The organism is Streptomyces sp. NPDC031445, from assembly GCF_055581365.1.
In genome coordinates, this window is the sequence record NZ_JBVIJO010000017.1 from 12,803 (window position 1) to 28,688 (window position 15,886).

The 15,886-nt window shown below is 73.9% G+C and carries 12 protein-coding genes; 3 read left to right on the forward strand and 9 right to left on the reverse strand.

Annotated elements, in window-relative coordinates:
• Positions 1-74 precede the first annotated feature (74 nt).
• The 4 genes from ACZ5DC_RS34905 to xylB all read right to left on the reverse strand — a co-directional run bounded on the left by ACZ5DC_RS34905 (position 75) and on the right by xylB (position 5,804).
• Positions 75-1,088: an acetamidase/formamidase family protein gene (locus ACZ5DC_RS34905; RefSeq protein WP_468659555.1), complete on the reverse strand. Its 1,014-nt coding sequence runs from the start codon at positions 1,086-1,088 to the stop codon at positions 75-77.
• An 80-nt stretch (positions 1,089-1,168) separates the two neighbouring features.
• Positions 1,169-2,653 carry an APC family permease gene (locus ACZ5DC_RS34910; protein ID WP_468659557.1) on the reverse strand — a complete coding sequence of 495 codons (1,485 nt, stop codon included), beginning with the start codon at positions 2,651-2,653 and terminating at the stop codon, positions 1,169-1,171.
• Positions 2,654-3,098: 445 nt separating this feature from the next.
• Positions 3,099-4,307: an ROK family protein gene (locus ACZ5DC_RS34915; RefSeq protein WP_468659559.1), complete on the reverse strand. Its 1,209-nt coding sequence runs from the start codon at positions 4,305-4,307 to the stop codon at positions 3,099-3,101.
• A gap of 51 nt (positions 4,308-4,358) precedes the next feature.
• Positions 4,359-5,804 (reverse strand): xylulokinase, encoded by a 1,446-nt coding sequence (gene xylB, locus ACZ5DC_RS34920; RefSeq protein WP_468659561.1) that lies wholly within the window; start codon positions 5,802-5,804, stop codon positions 4,359-4,361.
• 159 nt (positions 5,805-5,963) lie between these two features.
• Between xylB and xylA the strand changes: the two genes are divergently transcribed.
• Positions 5,964-7,130: a xylose isomerase gene (gene xylA, locus ACZ5DC_RS34925; protein ID WP_468659563.1), complete on the forward strand. Its 1,167-nt coding sequence runs from the start codon at positions 5,964-5,966 to the stop codon at positions 7,128-7,130.
• 61 nt (positions 7,131-7,191) lie between these two features.
• On the opposite strand, the gene ACZ5DC_RS34930 is transcribed toward xylA, so the two are convergent.
• The 3 genes from ACZ5DC_RS34930 to ACZ5DC_RS34940 all read right to left on the reverse strand — a co-directional run bounded on the left by ACZ5DC_RS34930 (position 7,192) and on the right by ACZ5DC_RS34940 (position 12,144).
• Positions 7,192-8,532 carry an esterase-like activity of phytase family protein gene (locus ACZ5DC_RS34930; protein WP_468659565.1) on the reverse strand — a complete coding sequence of 447 codons (1,341 nt, stop codon included), beginning with the start codon at positions 8,530-8,532 and terminating at the stop codon, positions 7,192-7,194.
• 130 nt (positions 8,533-8,662) lie between these two features.
• Positions 8,663-9,946, reverse strand: a complete 1,284-nt coding sequence (locus tag ACZ5DC_RS34935) for an SWIM zinc finger family protein (RefSeq protein WP_468659567.1) — start codon at positions 9,944-9,946, stop codon at positions 8,663-8,665.
• Positions 9,943-12,144, reverse strand: coding sequence for a DEAD/DEAH box helicase (locus ACZ5DC_RS34940; protein WP_468659810.1), 2,202 nt, complete (start codon positions 12,142-12,144; stop codon positions 9,943-9,945). Before ACZ5DC_RS34940 ends, ACZ5DC_RS34935 begins: the two co-directional genes overlap by 4 nt.
• 1,003 nt (positions 12,145-13,147) lie before the next feature.
• Here ACZ5DC_RS34940 and ACZ5DC_RS34945 point away from each other — a divergent pair.
• Together ACZ5DC_RS34945 and ACZ5DC_RS34950 are read left to right on the forward strand one after the other, a co-directional pair.
• Positions 13,148-13,900: a hypothetical protein gene (locus ACZ5DC_RS34945; protein WP_468659569.1), complete on the forward strand. Its 753-nt coding sequence runs from the start codon at positions 13,148-13,150 to the stop codon at positions 13,898-13,900.
• Between the two features lie 307 nt (positions 13,901-14,207).
• Positions 14,208-14,390, forward strand: a complete 183-nt coding sequence (locus ACZ5DC_RS34950; RefSeq protein ID WP_468659571.1) for a hypothetical protein — start codon at positions 14,208-14,210, stop codon at positions 14,388-14,390.
• Positions 14,391-14,523: 133 nt separating this feature from the next.
• Here the strand turns inward: ACZ5DC_RS34950 and ACZ5DC_RS34955 are convergent, their stop codons facing one another.
• Both ACZ5DC_RS34955 and ACZ5DC_RS34960 read right to left on the reverse strand, forming a co-directional pair.
• Positions 14,524-15,369: a hypothetical protein gene (locus tag ACZ5DC_RS34955; RefSeq protein ID WP_468659573.1), complete on the reverse strand. Its 846-nt coding sequence runs from the start codon at positions 15,367-15,369 to the stop codon at positions 14,524-14,526.
• Between the two features lie 143 nt (positions 15,370-15,512).
• On the reverse strand, positions 15,513-15,809 hold the full coding sequence (locus ACZ5DC_RS34960; RefSeq protein WP_468659575.1) for a hypothetical protein: 297 nt from the start codon (positions 15,807-15,809) through the stop codon (positions 15,513-15,515).
• Between the last annotated feature and the right edge of the window lie 77 nt (positions 15,810-15,886).

Here is a 15,886-nt window from a genome sequence, read left to right on the forward strand (position 1 = left end):
TTCGGGATGCCTTCCGGGATGGCTCGGGGAATGCCGTTCGGCGGGCTTTCGGGTGTCGGGGTACGACGGGGACGTCAGCGGCGCAGGGCCCGCGCGGTCTCCCGCAGCCGGGCGTGCACGCCGCGGTACGTCTCCCGCGCGGGCAGCCACTGTTTGCGGAGCTTGGCCACGCACGTGTAGTTCGTGTCGCACACGTTGGCCAACGGGGATTCGACCGCCTGGGTTGCGAACTGGTACGCGTCCAGCTCACTGAACCCGTAGTCGCGCACCAGCCACTGCACCAGGTCGAGCTGGGATATCCGGAACGCGTCCTCCAGCGGCCGGGCCGAACCGGTCGAGATGATGTGCGTGTCCGACTCCAGCCGGGGCCACGGTGTGGCGACGTCCTTGAGGAGGTCGACGACCACCACCGTGTTCATCGCGCACTCCACGGCCACGCCACAGGTCTCGCCCTCGCCCTGCCGGGCGTGCCCGTCGCCGAGGCTGAGCAGGGCGCCCTCGACGTTGACACCCAGGTAGCAGGTGACGCCGGCCCGCATCTCCGGCGTGTCCATGTTGCCGCCGTGGGCGTCGGGCACCAGGGCCGAGCGCACCTCCAGGCTGGCGGGTGCCACACCCACCGTGCCGTGCATCGGGTCCAGGGGCAGCTCCACCTGGAGGTCGCTGTCCCGCGCCTGGAACAGTGCCGTTCCGCGGGCCCGGTCCAGCTGCCAGATCCACACCCGCTCAGGCAGCGGTGGCTGAAGGGCGGCCGTCGTGTGCGTGGAGGTCAGCGCACCGAAGAGGGGGACCGTCGTGGACGCCGCCCAGTCGCGGGCCGGTTCGATCGACACGAAGTGCACGGCCACGGTGTCACCGGGCTCGGCGCCCTCGATGTGGAAGGGCCCGGTCTGCGGATTGAGGAAGGGGAACTCGCACACCTCGGACACCAGGTCCTTCTCGGAGCGGACCCGGCCCGCGAAGCAGTCCTCCGTGTAGAGGTCGAGGACCGTACCGGGCGCGATCCGCGCCAGGGGCGCCGCTCCGCCGAACGTCCACGCGTACTGGTCAGGTTCGGGGCGCACGGTGAGGATCCGGGGGTCGGTCATCGTGGCGTGACTCCCTTCTGGGGGCGTACCCCGGGGCGGGGACGCGGGCGGGTGTGGGTGGAGCCCCACGTGAGGGGTGGTCAGCCCGGCACGGATCCGTTCATGCGGCCGGCGCCGGGGTCGTACGCGTCGAGGTGCACCCGCGCGGTCTCCGCTATCCGCTCCGGGTGCCGCCGTATCAGCACGACCAGCACGACCGCTCCCACGGCCATCCACGCGCCGACGACCGGACCGGCGTAGGACACCGGTGCCGTCAGTTCCGTCACGAAATCGAACACCGGAAGGCCGGCCGCCGTCAGCAGGGCGGGCACGAACGCGGCGATGCCCAGCACGGGGAACAGCAGGTGCCGTACCGGTGCGAAGGAAGCCCGGCCGGAGCGCAGGAAATAGCCGGCGCAGGAGAGGTTCACGACGATGTAGACGCCGACGACGACCGTGACGATCACCGTGGCGAGCAACAGGAACGCGGTCACCGGGCCGTAGGCGAAGCCGAGCCCCAGCACCGCTGCGACCGCGACGAGGGTCTGCAGGGCGATGCCGGCCACGGGGGAGTGGTGCCGGGGATGAAGCGTGGCGAGCAGGCCGGGCAGGACGCGGACGCGGGCGAGGGCGAAGGCCGTGCGGGTCGAGACGTTCGCGCTCGCGTTGGCGTTCGCGATGGCCGAGTTGACCACCGCGAGGAACACCAGCACCCAGAACAGACCGAACGAGGCCCGGGCGACGCCCTCCCAGGACGCCTCGCCCGAGGCGCCGAACTCCGCGAAGCGGTCGGGGCCGAAGTAGACGGTCATCGCGTACGTCGTGAGGACGTAGAACAGGCCGATGCCCACGGCCGCTCCGAGGACCGCGCGGTGCATGGTCCGCCGCGGGTCACGGGTCTCCTCGGCGAGCGGCGCCGCCGCCTCGAACCCGGCGAAGGCCAGCACCGTGTACACGGACCCGGCGAACACCCCGGCGGCCCCCGTGTAGCCGTCGGCGGTGTGGGACGTACCGAACACCGACAGGGTGTTGGCGCTGCCCGCCTTGCCGATGAGCAGCACGGCGAACACCAGGAGGACGAGGATCTCGAAGACGCCGAGGACGGTGCCGAAGCGGGCGGAGGCACGGACGCCCAGATAGCCGGAGACGGCGATCACCCCGGCGCCCGCCAGCGCCCACGGCCACCACAGGTCGGCCGGGTACGCCGGCCATTCCTCGTGCAGCGTGCCCGCCGCCGTGAAGCCCAGCTGGAGGAGCAGCAGGGGTGGCACCAGCATCTCCACGAAGACGTAGGCCCACCCGACGAGGAAGCCGACGGCCGGGTGCAGGCCCTGTGCCGCGTACGTAGCCACCGAGCCGGCCGCGGGCAGCTCCCGCGCGAGCTCGGCCACGCAGGAGGCGGTGAACAGACAGGCCACCAGGGCTACGAGCACCGCGAGCGGGAGGCTGCCGCCCGCGAAAGCGGCGCCCGACGGAATCGAAGCCGCCACCGCGGCGGCCGGCGCCATCGCCGTGATGCTCTGGAACAGCACCTCGCGCAATCCGATGGCGTCGCGCCGCAGCGTCCCCTTCGTCTCCCCGTGCATGTGTCCCCCGATACGTCTCAGTCCGCCGCCACCGCCGCCCGCGCACTCTTGATTCCGCTTGCCCCTGCCGCCTGGTGACGATCCGTCGGCTGGGTCTCGCGTGAATCACGGTACGACTCGGGTGGGTTGGGCAGAAGGGGGTGCCACGGTTCCGTGGACGAGTCGCGGCTTGTGGACAACTTGCTCACTCGATCGGGTGAGGTTGGGCGAGGCGCCGGCTGCGACGTGCCAGGCACCGCGCGCACCGCGGAGGACCGCCACGCCCGCAACCGGCCGGGGATGCTCCCCGTGGTCCGGCGTCCCGGCGAGCAGCGCCGCCTGGGCACCGTCTCCCGGGCATCACCGCCCGGGTGGGCCGCGCCCACGGCTGGAACTCGGTCCAGCGGGGGGACTCAGTCCGTCACCCGACTCCACCGGCCGGGTCCCCGGCGCGCGCCGGACCGCGTCAGGATCGTTCCGCCACCACCGCCGGATCGTCCAGTACCGCCCGGACGACCGAGTGCGCGGCGCCCAGCAGGGGGCCCTGCGGGCCCAGTGGGGAGACCGTCACCGGGCAGGCCGGGCCGGCCGTGCGGCCCGACAGCTCCGTGTCCAGCGACGGCAGCAGCCACGGGGACAGACCGGCCAGGGCCCCGCCCAGGACCACCGTCTCGGGATCGAGCAGGTTCACCGCTCCGGTAAGGGCGATGCCGAGGGCCGTACCGGCGTCCCGCAGCGCGGACCGCACCCTCTCGTCGCCCGCCTCGGCGCGTTCCGCGAGCAGGCCGACCCGGTCGTCCCGCGGCTCAAGACCGGCCGCGCGCAGGACCGCCTCCTCGCCCGCGTACTGCTCCAGGCACCCCCGGCTGCCGCACGGGCAGGGGGGACCGTCCGGTCGTACGGGCACGTGGCCCAGCTCACCCGCGAAGCCCCGGGTGCCGCGCAGCAGCCGGCCGTCCACGACGATCGCCGCGCCGATGCCGATCTCGGCCGACACGTGCAGGAAGTCGCCCGGCGTACCGGCGCCGAGCCACAGCTCGGCCAGCGCGCCGAAGTTGGCCTCGTTGTCGACGGTCAGCGGCCCCTGCGCGGGCAGCAGGGGACCGAGGTCGGTGTCGTGCCAGTCGAGGTTGGGGGCGCGTACGACCGTCCGCCCGTCCCTCGCCACCAGGCCGGGCACGGCGACCGCGAGTCCGGCGGGCCAGAGCTGCGCGCGTTCCGCCTCCGCGACGACCTGCTGGATCAGCGCCGTCAGCTCCTCGATCACCGGTCCCGGCGACCGGCCCCGGTTGACACCGCGCCGCACCGCCCGCGCGCGGACCTCGCCGCGCAGGTCGACCGCGCACACCGCGAGGTGGTCGACGCCGATCTCGGCCCCTATCCCCGCGGGCCCCCGCCCGCTCACCGCGAGCGCCGACCCGGGCCGGCCCACCCGCCCCGGCCGCTCGGGCCCCAGTTCCTCCAGCAGGCCCCAGCGGATCAGCTCGTCCACGAGGGTCGACACCGCGGCCCGCGTCAGTCCGATCCGGGAGGCGACCGCCGCCCGGGACAGCGAGCCCTCGGCGCTCACGGCGTGCAGTACCCGGGCCAGGTTGCGCCGGCGCATGCCCTGCTGGGTGTCCGGCAGGGCGCGCCCGGCGCCCGATGGGCGCGCCTCGTGCAGCGGTGCGGTCATGCCTCCGTCGATCCTCGGTGTCTGCCGCCCGGCTGGTCGCGGGCGGATCGGTCACTCGGTGTCCGTCCCCCGCTCCAGCAGCGGGGCCGCGTCGGAGAGTACCCCGGTGATCCGGTCCAGCGTCGCCCGGTCCCGTTCCACGGGCTCCAGGACGGGGCCCGCGGCCGTGTTCCAGCGGCGAGCGACCGCCGCGGGATCCTCGCCGGTCAGCAGTCCGGCCGCCTGGGCCGCCGCACCCAGGGCGACCAGTTCCCTGGCCTGCGGGATCTGGACGGGCCGTCCCGAGAGCCGGCGCACGGTCTGCTGCCAGGCCGTTCCGCGGGCCCCGCCGCCGATCAGGAGCAGGGGGGTGGCGCGGTCCGCGTCCTCGTCGAGGACGAGGTCGAGAGCCCCGAGCAGCGCGTGCACCGCGCCGTCGTACGCGGCCTGGAGCAGCTGACCCGCGGTGGTGTCGTGCCGCAGACCGTGCAGCACTCCGGAGGCGTGCGGCAGGTTCGGCGTGCGCTCGCCGTCCAGGTACGGCAGCAGGGTCACGGAGCCGCCGGATTCCACCGCCTCGCGGTCCAGGCCCAGCAGGTCCGCGACGCGGTCCACCGCGAGGGTGCAGTTCAGGGTGCAGGCCAGGGGGAGCCAGTCCCCGCGCGCGTCGGCGAAGCCCGCCACCGTTCCGGTCGGATCGGTGGGACGGCGCCGGGAGACGGCGTAGACCGTGCCGGACGTCCCGAGGCTCAGCACCGGCGTGCCGGGACGCAGCCCGAGGCCCAGGGCCGCCGCCGCGTTGTCGCCGGTGCCCGGGGCCACCAGGGTGCCCTTCGAGAACGGCAGGTCGTGGCTGTCGCGCACGGTGCCGGCCACCTCGCCGGGTCGTACCACCCGGGGCAGCAGCGCCGGGTCCAGGCCGACGTGCGCGAGGGTCCCCTCGTCGTACGCCTCCGTACCGGATGCCCACCAGCCGGTGCCCGAGGCGTCACCGCGGTCGGTCGTGCCCTGCCCGGTCAGGCGCTCGGTGAGGTAGTCGTGGGGGAGCCGTACCGCCCGGGTCGCGCGGACCGCCTCCGGTTCGTGCTCGGCGAGCCACGCCCACTTGGTGACCGTGAAGGACGCGCCGGGCACGCTGCCGGTGCGCTCCGCCCAGGCCTTCGGCCCGCCCAGCTCCTCCACCAGACGCACGGCCTGCGGCGCCGAGCGGACGTCGTTCCACAGCAGCGCCGGACGCACCGGCTCGCCGCGCTCGTCCAGGGTGACCAGACCGTGCTGCTGGCCGCCGATCGACACCGCGGCCGCCTCGTGCGCCGCGTCACCGCACTGGCGCAACGCCTCGCACAGCGCGTCCCACCACTGGCGCGGATCGCTCTCCCGGCCGGCGCCGGACGAGACCGTGTGCGGTGCCTGGCCGCTCGCCACCACCCGACCGGTGGCCACGTCGACGACCAGTGCCTTCGTGGACTGGGTGGACGTGTCCACCCCGACGACGAGCGGACCCTCGGCTGCTGACATCGGGCTCTCCCTCTTCCGCGGCTCCGCGGGACGTGCGGGTGTGTGGTTTCGAAGACACCTTGCTGTCGAAGACATCTTGTCTCTTCCCAGAGGTGCGTCGGCATACTAATTTGTAAACCGCCATGACGAAATAGTCGCAACAGAGCAAGGAGCCGCGGCATGAGCTACCAGCCCACCCCCGAGGACAGGTTCACGTTCGGACTCTGGACCGTCGGCTGGCAGGGCAGGGACCCGTTCGGCGACGCCACCCGCCGCGCCCTCGACCCGGTCGAGACGGTGCGGCGCCTGGCGGAACTGGGTGCCTCCGGAGTGACCTTCCACGACGACGACCTGATCCCCTTCGGTTCCTCGGACACCGAGCGCGAGTCCCACGTCAAGCGGTTCCGCCAGGCCCTGGACGCCACCGGCATGACCGTCCCGATGGCCACCACGAACCTCTTCACGCACCCCGTCTTCAAGGACGGCGCCTTCACCGCGAACGACCGCGACGTCCGCCGCTACGCCCTGCGCAAGACGATCCGCAACATCGACCTGGCGGTCGAGCTGGGTGCGAAGACGTACGTCGCCTGGGGTGGCCGCGAGGGCGCCGAGTCCGGCGCCGCCAAGGACGTGAGGTCCGCCCTGGACCGCATGAAGGAGGCCTTCGACCTCCTCGGCGAGTACGTCACCTCGCAGGGCTACGACCTCCGCTTCGCCATCGAGCCCAAGCCGAACGAGCCCCGCGGCGACATCCTGCTGCCCACCGTCGGGCACGCGCTGGCCTTCATCGAGCGCCTGGAGCGGCCCGAGCTCTACGGCGTCAACCCCGAGGTCGGCCACGAGCAGATGGCCGGCCTGAACTTCCCGCACGGCATCGCGCAGGCCCTGTGGGCCGGGAAGCTCTTCCACATCGACCTCAACGGTCAGTCCGGCATCAAGTACGACCAGGACCTGCGCTTCGGCGCGGGCGACCTGCGGTCCGCCTTCTGGCTGGTCGACCTCCTGGAGAGCGCCGGTTACGAAGGCCCCCGCCACTTCGACTTCAAGCCGCCGCGGACCGAGGACCTCGACGGCGTGTGGGCCTCGGCGGCGGGCTGCATGCGCAACTACCTCATCCTGAAGGAGCGGGCGGCCGCCTTCCGCGCCGACCCCGAGGTGCAGGAGGCCCTGCGCGCCTCGCGCCTGGACGAGCTGGCCCAGCCGACCGCGGCCGACGGCCTGCAGGCCCTGCTCGCCGACCGCGCGGCCTTCGAGGAGTTCGACGTGGAGGCGGCCGCCGCGCGCGGCATGGCCTTCGAACGCCTCGACCAGCTGGCGATGGACCACCTGCTCGGAGCGCGGGGCTGAACGCAGGAGGGCCGGGGCGGGCGCCAGCCGTTCACCCCGGCCCCCGGCCGTGAGCCCGGTGTCAGCGGCCCTCGGGCAGCCGGACGTACGTCACGGTCGTCTTGATCCCGCTGTCGACCAGGCGGCCCTGGGCGTCGAAAGCGCCCGTCCCGTCGGTCATCCCGAAGTCGTTGTCGTTGACGAGTGCGAGCGTGTCGTGATCCACGCGCGCGATGCCCTCGATCTTCCCTGGCACCCCCGCGACCTTGCCCAGGTCGACCACCAGGCGCTTGGCCAGCACCGGCACGCCCTGCGCCGCGGGGTCGTCCAGCTGCTCCAGCGACGGAGCCGTGGTGTCGTCGTCCCAGGGACCGCCGAGGATGTCCGACGTGCGCCGCAGGCTGACCAGCTGGAGCCGGGCGGCCTTGTCCGTGCGCTCCTCGACCAGCAGCCGGTCACCGCCGGCTGCGACCACCGAGGAGATCTTCAGCTCGGAGGTGTCGTCCTCGCCCGGGTCCACCACGTCCACCGGGTCGAAGCGGTAGGCGTACTCGGCCGTGACGGCCTTCGCGCGGGGTGAGAAGCGCAGCAGGCGGGTGGTGCGGGAGGCGTCGCCGGCGTTTGCGTCCGGCAGCGACAGCGGGCTCTGCAGGGCCATCACCAGGTCACCGCCGGGAAGCTGCGCCAGCCCCTCGAACCCGCGGTTGGTCTTGCGGTGCAACAGGACCTCCGGGAGCGCCTCCACCACCGGGTAGTCCGCGCCCGTCAGACCGAGCCCCCTGGGCACGTAGCGCGCGAGGACCCGCCCGCGCGCGGAGACGTGCACGAGGGAAGGCCCGTACTCGTCCACGAGCCAGAAGCTGCCGTCCCCGGCCCGGACGAGGCCCTCGGTGTCGAGGCCGTTCGGGTCGTAGGACAGCGGCGTCCGCGCGTCGTAGGTGTACGGCGCCTCGTCCCGGCTCTTCTGATCGGGCAGTCCGGTGACGGCCTTCCCGGAGGAGGTGGTCAGCGGCATCGCGTCGATGACCTTGACGGTGTCCCCGGCAACCTTGATCCTCACGATGGCCGGATCGAATCCCGGCACCGGGAAGGTGCGGCGCTTCTTGCCGTCCACCTTGATCTGACCGTTGGGACCGCGGTCGGTCACCGTCCAGTACTCGTCCTTGCGGCCGGCCGGGTAGATGTCGCTGCCGATGCCGCCGAGCTTGATCCCGTGGTCGTCGGCCACGCTGCCGGGCAGCAGCGCGTTGCTGAACGCGCCGAGCGGGATCTCGCCGAGGGTCGCCGTACGGATCACACGGGCGTCCCCCGACGGCGCCGCGGTGGCCGTCCCCGCCGCGACGAGGACGGCGGCCAGGGCCAGGGGCCAGCCCGTGGCGAGGGAACGGCGGACGCGGCGCAGACCGGCGGCGTGCGGGGACATCGGGCCTCCTGGAGCAAGGTCATGGACTGCCGACACCCTTGGGCTCCCGGAGGAACGCCGCACGACCGCCCGGTGAACGGCCGGCGTCCGCCGCTCATCGGATCACGCCCTCGACGATCCTGGCTATCCGTCAGGAACCGTGCGCTGCCGGAACCTCCCTGTCCGGCCGCGCGGAGGCGAGCGCTGTCGCGGGGTCCGGATCGGCCCCGCCCGCCGGGACCCAGCGTCCCCCCTCGTCGCGGTACGGCCACCAGCGGCCCTCGCGCCCGAGCCGCAGCTGAACGCCTTCCTCCCGGACGGTCCACCGGTTGCCGCCGCGGTGGAACACCGGCCGCTCGTCCGCCTCCCAGGCCGCCTCCAGAGCCGCACGCGCGCGTGCCAGCGCCACACCCTCGACGTCCCGGTCCTCGTCGAGCACCGCCAGGGCCGCCGCGCCACCGGACCGCCAGGCGCGGACCGCTGTCATGAGCCCGTCGTGCCCGCGCCCCGACCCCGCGGCGAGCCGCTCGGTGACGGCTGCGGGGGCCGCCCCGCACGCCAGGCGTACGGCGTCCTGAGCGACCGTCAGGTCCGCTTCCGTCCGCGTCTCACCACGCAGCGCCGCCGCCAGCAGCCGGTACGCCTCCGCGGCGGTGCGACCGGCCAGGTGCTCCAGCGCCGCCGGGTCCACCCCCGGCGCGGCCGGCGCCCCGGTGGCGAAGGACGGTGGCGCGCCGGGAGCCGAGGGCAGTCCGGGCGACTCGGGCAGCGGCGGCAGGATGCCGGCAGCCGCCCAGGCCTCGGCCGCGTCCACCCCCGCGGCCGGGGGTGTCACCCCGGACGGTTCCGCCGTGCCGCGGACGTGCAGCTCCGCCAGGAAGGCGTCCTTGTCCCGCCCGCGCATCAGCAGGAGCAGAAACGGATCCTCGTCCAGCAGCCGCGCCACCTGGTGGCACAGGGCGGCGGTGTGCCCGCAGTGGTCCCAGGCGCCGCAGTCGCACGCGGGATCCAGATCGCCGAGACCCGGCAGGAGGTCGATCCCCGCCACCGCCGCGTCCTCGAGCAGATGCGGCGGAAGCTCCCGTTCGAGCAGCGCGGCCATGTGGCCGGCCTGCTCCACCGCGAGATCCTCGAACCGCGCCCACTCCTCGTCGGACAGCCGCGGCAGCAGGACGTCGGCCCGGTACGCCGCGCCCGCGCGGTCACGGACGACGGCGGTGACCCGGCCCGGCCGTACGGTCACCGCTCCCACGCCGCCCGCGCGCGCGAGCCGGCGCCCGGACTTGACCACCGCGGCCTCCAGCGCGGCGTCCTCCAGGGCCCGCAGCCAGGCCAGCCCCCACCAGCTCCGGGCGAAGGCACGCCCGCGCGCGGGCGGCAGCGCGGCGAACGTGCGCTCCGCGTCCCGTCCATGCTCGTCGTCCCAGCGGCTCATCGCGCCTCCCCGCGCAGTTCCACCAGTGCGGCCAGTTCCTCGTACGACAGTTCCGTAAGGGCCGCCTCACCGGAACCGAGCACGGCGTCGGCCAGCTCCCGTTTGCGGCCCAGCATCTCGGCGATCCGGTCCTCCAGGGTCCCCTCGGCGATCAGCCGGTGCACCTGCACCGGACGGGTCTGCCCGATGCGGTACGCCCGGTCGGTGGCCTGTGCCTCCACCGCAGGGTTCCACCAGCGGTCGTAGTGCACGACGTGCTCGGCCCGGGTGAGGTTCAGCCCCGTCCCGGCCGCCTTGAGGGACAGCAGGAACACCGGGGCCTCACCCGCCTGGAAGCGCCGTACCAGCTCCTCACGCGCGGCGACCGGCGTCCCGCCGTGCAGCAGCAGCGAGGACACCCCGCGGGCCGCCAGGTGCCGTTCGAGCAGCCGGGCCATGCGCACGTACTGCGTGAAGACCAGCACACCCGAGTCCGCGGCGAGGACGGTGCCGAGCAGTTCGTCCAGCAGCTCCAGCTTCCCCGAGCGTCCCGCGAGCCGCGGATCGTCCTCCTTGAGGAACTGCGCCGGATGATTGCAGATCTGCTTCAGTCCGGTGAGCAGCCGCATGATCAGGCCCCGGCGGGTCATGTCGTCGGCGGCCGCGATGCGGTCCAGGGTCTCGCGCACCAACGCCTCGTACAGCCCCGCCTGTTCAGCCGTGAGCGACACCGGGTGATCCGTCTCGGTCTTCGGCGGGAGTTCCGGGGCGACGCCGGGATCGGACTTGCGCCGCCGCAGCAGGAACGGTCCGACGAGCCGGGCGAGCCGTCGTGCGGCGGCGGGGTCCCGGCCGCCCTCGACGGGCTGCGCGTAGCGCGCGCGGAACCCGCCGAGGCCGCCGAGCAGGCCGGGTGTCGTCCAGTCGAGGATCGCCCACAGTTCCGTGAGGTTGTTCTCCACCGGAGTGCCGGTGAGCGCCACGCGCGCGCGTGCGCCGATCGTGCGCAGCGCCCGCGCGGTCGCGGAGTAGGGGTTCTTCACGTGCTGCGCCTCGTCGGCCACCACCATGCCCCACGGGACCCCGGCGAGCCGGCCGGCGTCCAGGCGCAGCGTGCCGTACGTGGTCAGCACGAACTCACCGTCCGCCAGGGACGCCAGATCGCGTCCGGGCCCGTGGAACCGGCGCACCGGCACCCCGGGAGCGAACCGTTCGACCTCGCGCTGCCAGTTGCCCAGCAGCGAGGCCGGGCAGACCACGAGCGTGGGACCGGCCGCCGCCGGATCGGTCTGCCGGTGCAGGTGCAGGGCGATCAGTGTGATCGTCTTGCCGAGCCCCATGTCGTCGGCCAGACAGCAGCCCAGTCCGAGCGATGTCGTCCGCGCCAGCCAGTCGAGCCCGCGCAGTTGATAGTCCCGCAGGGTCGCGGCCAGCCCCGGTGGCTGTCCGACGGTGAGGGCCGGGTCCTGGGCTGTCAGCCGCTCCCGGAGCCCCTCCAGCCACCCCGTGGGCCGTACGTCGACCTGCCGGCCGTCGACCTCCGCCGAACCCGTCAGAGCCGCGGCCAGCGCCTCGACGGGAGCGACGGAACGGTCCCGCTCGGTCCGGGCCCGCTCCGCCTCCCGCGGATCGACCAGGACCCAGCCGTCGCGCAGCCGCACCAGGGGCCGCTTCGCCTCCGCCAGCCGGTCCAGCTCCTGCCGGGACAGCTCCCGCCCGCCCAGGTCGAACCGCCAGCCGAACGTGACCCGGTCGTCCGCGCTGAGGAACGACGGAACGGTGGTGGTCCCGGACGGTGCGGTGCCGTCGTCCGGTGGGCCGATCGCCGCGTGCGCGGTGAGGCCGCGTGCCAGGTCCCGGGGCCAGTGCACGTCGACCCCCGCGCCGGCCAGCGCCCGCGTGCCTTCGCCCAGCAGCTCGGCGATCTCGTCGTCGGCGAGGTCGAGGGTGTCCGGCACGGCGGCGGAGAGCAGCGGTGTCAGCGGCGGCCAGGCGCGGGCCGCCCGGCGAAGCGCCAGCAACGCGTCCGTACGCGCGCGGAGGGCGAATTCCGGGCGCCCGGTGTCCGCACCGGTCCACAGTTTTGCGGCGTCCATGACGTCCGCCGGTCCGCCCTGGCCATGCACCTGGAGGACCGCACGGAAGCGGACCGGAGCACCGTCCTGGGAGGCGGCGGCGTCGTCGAGACCGGACGCCTCCACGCGCAGCGACAGCCGCACCCCCGCGTCATGGCCGGCGGCGATGTCGTCCGCCCACTCCCGCAGCGCGGGCAGACGCCGCGGCTCCAGCGCCGTGTACGCGGGGCCGCCGGTCACCAGCGGGGCCGCGGGGGAGCGCGGCAGCACGTCGGCGACCGCGTCGAGGAAGGCGCGCAGCAGCCGTTCCGGCTCGGGCAACAGCGCGGGCCCGTCGGCCGTGAGCGGCACGGCGTGCGCCTGCGGGGGCATGGCGGCGGCGAGTTCGCGGACCAGTTCCGCGTCGCGCGCGGACAGCGGCCCCACGCGCCAGGCGTCGTGATCGCCGGCGGTCAGGCCCGGCAGGAGCAGACCGCGCGCCAGGAAGCCGAGGGCCAGTTCGTACGCGGTCCGCCAGAACGCGGCGGCCCGGTGTTCCCGCGGCAGCGCACGCGCGCGTGCGAGCACCGGAAGGGCGGTGCCGACGGGAAGCAGGAGGACGGGCAGCGGCACGCGTTCGACGCCTCCGTCGTCCGAGGGCAGTACGAGGTCCAGTTCTGCCGGCGAGCCCTCCGCGTGTCCGGGCGGAACCCCACCGTCCGGCCGCCAGAAGCCGATGCGGCCCGCGCGCGGGGGATCGGACGGCAGGAACACGACGCAGCATTCGGTCAGTTCAGTCAGTTCAGTTAGCTCGGTCAGTTCAGTCAGGTCGGTCGGTTCGGAGGGTGGTGGCGCAGGGATGGTCTGCACAGCTTCGTTGCACTCCTCAAATTTGACTACTCGACCGGAGCCGCCGAGATTACAGGACGGCCGGGGCGTTCCTGTCCTGCCTGTGCCGTGACGCGGGTCACTCCACAATCTGTTCGAAGGAGTTCTGGTTCGTCGCGAGTACGGGCGGCAAGCGCGCACCGGCAGGAACAATGTCCGCTACCGCTGTCGAGCGCAGTGGTCGAGTGAGGGGGACGGCATGGGGGAGAGCCTGAGGGGCGTGGGGCCTGCACAGATCCCGAGACGAGGAGAGGGATCGGAGCCGGGCGGACGGGATCGCATGCCGTCGCCCCTGCGGGAGGAGCACGCGGCCGTGGAACCGCGCCGTGCCGAACAGGCGCACACGGAACCAGCCGGGGTGGTTCCGCCGGTCCATCGGCCGGGAGGCTTCGAGGTCGACGCCTCGGTCCCGAGCCGGCAGCAGTGCTGGGACATGCTGGAACCGGGCGTGCGGGAGAAACTGGCGCACAAGGCCGGTGGCGTCTGGGAGTGGTGGGCGCGATTGGACGACGAGGGCCGCCCCAAGGCGTTCGTGTTCGGCCCCCGCGGACTGTGCCAGGTCGGCTGCGTCGTCCGCGACGGCCGCACCGTCTCCCAGGGCGAGCGCCTGAGAGTGGAGCCCGGATCGGTGCGGCGGCGGTCGTTCGCGGTGACCGGCCGCGGGAAGCGACCCTCGACGGCGACCGGGCCCTGGGACCGGGCCGCGGCCACCCGTGCCGCGCAGCCGCCGGCCCCAGCCGTGCGCCCGCTGAACCTGGCCCCTGCGGCCCTCGGCGTTCTCGGGAACTTTCCCGCCGAGGTACAGGAGTTCGTCCAGCGCCCGTTCCTGTCGGACGACCACGGGCTCGTCGCGGACTGGTACTACGAAGAGACCCTCGAACTCACGCATCGGAAGGTCTTCGTGGTGTTCTGCCTGTCCGCGGAGCGTCATGTGACGGTCGCGGCGGGCACCCGCACCCTGCCGCGGGGAAGGCCGCCGCATCAGGCCCGCTGGGACGTCGAGTGCTATGAGGCGCTGATCCGGCGGGCTTGATGCGGCGGGCCGGCGGGCCGCCGGCGTCCTTGCCGCGTCGCGCCGGGCGCCCAGGGCCTCGCCGCGCCCGGCCGGTCACCGGCGTCCTCACCGTGTCCCGCCGGCTGCGGGCGGCCCCTCACCGCGCTCGGCCCGCCGTCAACGGCCCGCACCGCGTCCCGCCCCCTGCCAACAGGATTCCCGCCCCGTCGCGGACCACTAGGGGGCGTGGCTCAGGGATGTCTCAGGGTCGGGTCGTGGAACCGAGGGGAGCGGGGGGCCGTTCTCAGATCAGAGAGCGGCAGTGGCCGCGAAGGAGGCGACGCTCATGTCCATGAACGCGAAGATCGCCGCAGGGGGCGTGGCGGTCGGGCTGATCCTGCTCATATGGCTGCCCTGGTGGGTGGCGCTCCTCATCGTCGTGGGAGTTCCGGCGGCCGCCTACCTCGCCCTGGACCCCTCACAGCGGCGCAGGCTGCGCAGGGTCACCCGCAAGGAGCTCGGCCGCTGAGGCGCCGGTGCGCGGCAAGGCCTCACTCGGCGAGCCGTCAGGACGAACCGGCCGGGCCATGGGGAGCCGTGTCGCCCAGGGGTGGCGCGGCTGCCGGGGGAGCGACCGGAAGGTCTCGTCCGGCAGCCCCGGCTCACAGGGGCCGTACGGCCATCTTGTCGAGCGCCTCCAGCAGACCGGGCAGCTCGGGTCCCCGGCCCACCGGCAGCACCTCGCCGGGCTCCTCGTCGAGCAGGACGAACGCGATGTCGTCGGTGCGGGCCACGATCGACCAGCCGGGGCCGTCGGCGCGGAGCGTACGGGCCTCGCCGGGCGCGAACGACGAGCGCACGCGGCCGAGCGGCGGTGGCGAGTCGATGTAGGCGCGCGCTTCCGCGAGCACCCGGCGGACACCGGCGTGGCCACCGGCTCTGGCGCCCTCGCCGTCGCCCTCCCGCGCGGAGGGCAGGTCCGGCGTGCGCTCGCCGGGCACGGGGAAGTCGGCGTCGTCGATCTGCTCCCGCCAGGCGGCCCACTGCAGCGCTATCTCGTCGGCACCCAGCCGGCGCTGTGCGGGCCCCCAGGAGGCGGTGTCCGGCGGGCACAGCGCCGACCGTCCGGCCTCCTCGGCGGGCGGGTCGTGAGGAGCGGGCACGCCGGGTGCCGCGACGGCGACGGGCAGGGGCCATCCCGGCAGGGCGGTCACGACCGCGCGCTCGTCCGGCGACAGCTCGTACTCCATGCCGCAGTCCCAGGAAGCGATCGCCACGGCGACCAGCGAGACGTCGTCGATGACGACCGTCCAGCGAGCGCCCAGCCCGTCCTGGCCCAGCACCAGGCCGTACCCGTCGGCGCGCGGCGCGAGGTCCAGCGCCGCACACGCCTCCGGGTAGTCGTCGCCCAGCACGCTCGGAAACTGTGCCGGCGTGAGCAGTACCGCCGTCAGCACGTACAGCGCATCGTCCGCGGCGGCGACGGGCTCAGCGTCCGTCCCGGCCATCCCTGCCTCCCCAGTGGTTCGTCCATCGGCGCGCACCCTAGTGCGAGCGGAAGCCGCTTGTCACGACTCCGCGCACCACACGGAGCTGCAGGTTTCCGCCTGGACAGGGGCGAAACGACCACATGTGGAGAAGGAAGTTCCGTTCAGGCCGAGGGCAGCCCGAGGAGGTCGCGGGCCACCGCCGCGGGTGTCTCGTCGCGTTCCCGGGCCAGCGCGACGACCGCCCGGCAGGCCAGTTCGCTCACCCCGAAGGACAGGGCCTCCGGGGACACCCACGCCGCCGCTTCCTCGATCCGGTCCTGATCGTCCTCCGCGCGGGCGGCGACATAGACAGCCGCCGCTTCGAACAAGTTGTGCGCGCGCCTCTCCCGGGCCCCCTCCGGCCGCCCCTGCGCGGAGCTGCCGAGCCGGCCGGCGTACCTGCGGAGTCTGTCGAACACGCGGACCACCCTTCCCTCAACGGGGGCAGTACGATCGCCCATCTGCTGCTCCTCAACGTAGAGTTGGGGGTTCGGCG

What these genes read in the sequence shown, in the direction of transcription:
- xylA (WP_468659563.1), top strand. Translation starts at nt 5,964, where the DNA reads ATGAGCTACCAGCCCACCCCCGAGGACAGGTTCACGTTCGGACTCTGG.
- ACZ5DC_RS34945 (WP_468659569.1), top strand. Translation starts at nt 13,148, where the DNA reads ATGCCGTCGCCCCTGCGGGAGGAGCACGCGGCCGTGGAACCGCGCCGT.
- ACZ5DC_RS34935 (WP_468659567.1), bottom strand. Translation starts at nt 9,946, where the DNA reads ATGAGCCGCTGGGACGACGAGCATGGACGGGACGCGGAGCGCACGTTC.
- ACZ5DC_RS34930 (WP_468659565.1), bottom strand. Translation starts at nt 8,532, where the DNA reads ATGTCCCCGCACGCCGCCGGTCTGCGCCGCGTCCGCCGTTCCCTCGCC.
- ACZ5DC_RS34950 (WP_468659571.1), top strand. Translation starts at nt 14,208, where the DNA reads ATGTCCATGAACGCGAAGATCGCCGCAGGGGGCGTGGCGGTCGGGCTG.
- ACZ5DC_RS34915 (WP_468659559.1), bottom strand. Translation starts at nt 4,307, where the DNA reads ATGACCGCACCGCTGCACGAGGCGCGCCCATCGGGCGCCGGGCGCGCC.
- ACZ5DC_RS34955 (WP_468659573.1), bottom strand. Translation starts at nt 15,369, where the DNA reads ATGGCCGGGACGGACGCTGAGCCCGTCGCCGCCGCGGACGATGCGCTG.
- xylB (WP_468659561.1), bottom strand. Translation starts at nt 5,804, where the DNA reads ATGTCAGCAGCCGAGGGTCCGCTCGTCGTCGGGGTGGACACGTCCACC.
- ACZ5DC_RS34905 (WP_468659555.1), bottom strand. Translation starts at nt 1,088, where the DNA reads ATGACCGACCCCCGGATCCTCACCGTGCGCCCCGAACCTGACCAGTAC.
- ACZ5DC_RS34910 (WP_468659557.1), bottom strand. Translation starts at nt 2,653, where the DNA reads ATGCACGGGGAGACGAAGGGGACGCTGCGGCGCGACGCCATCGGATTG.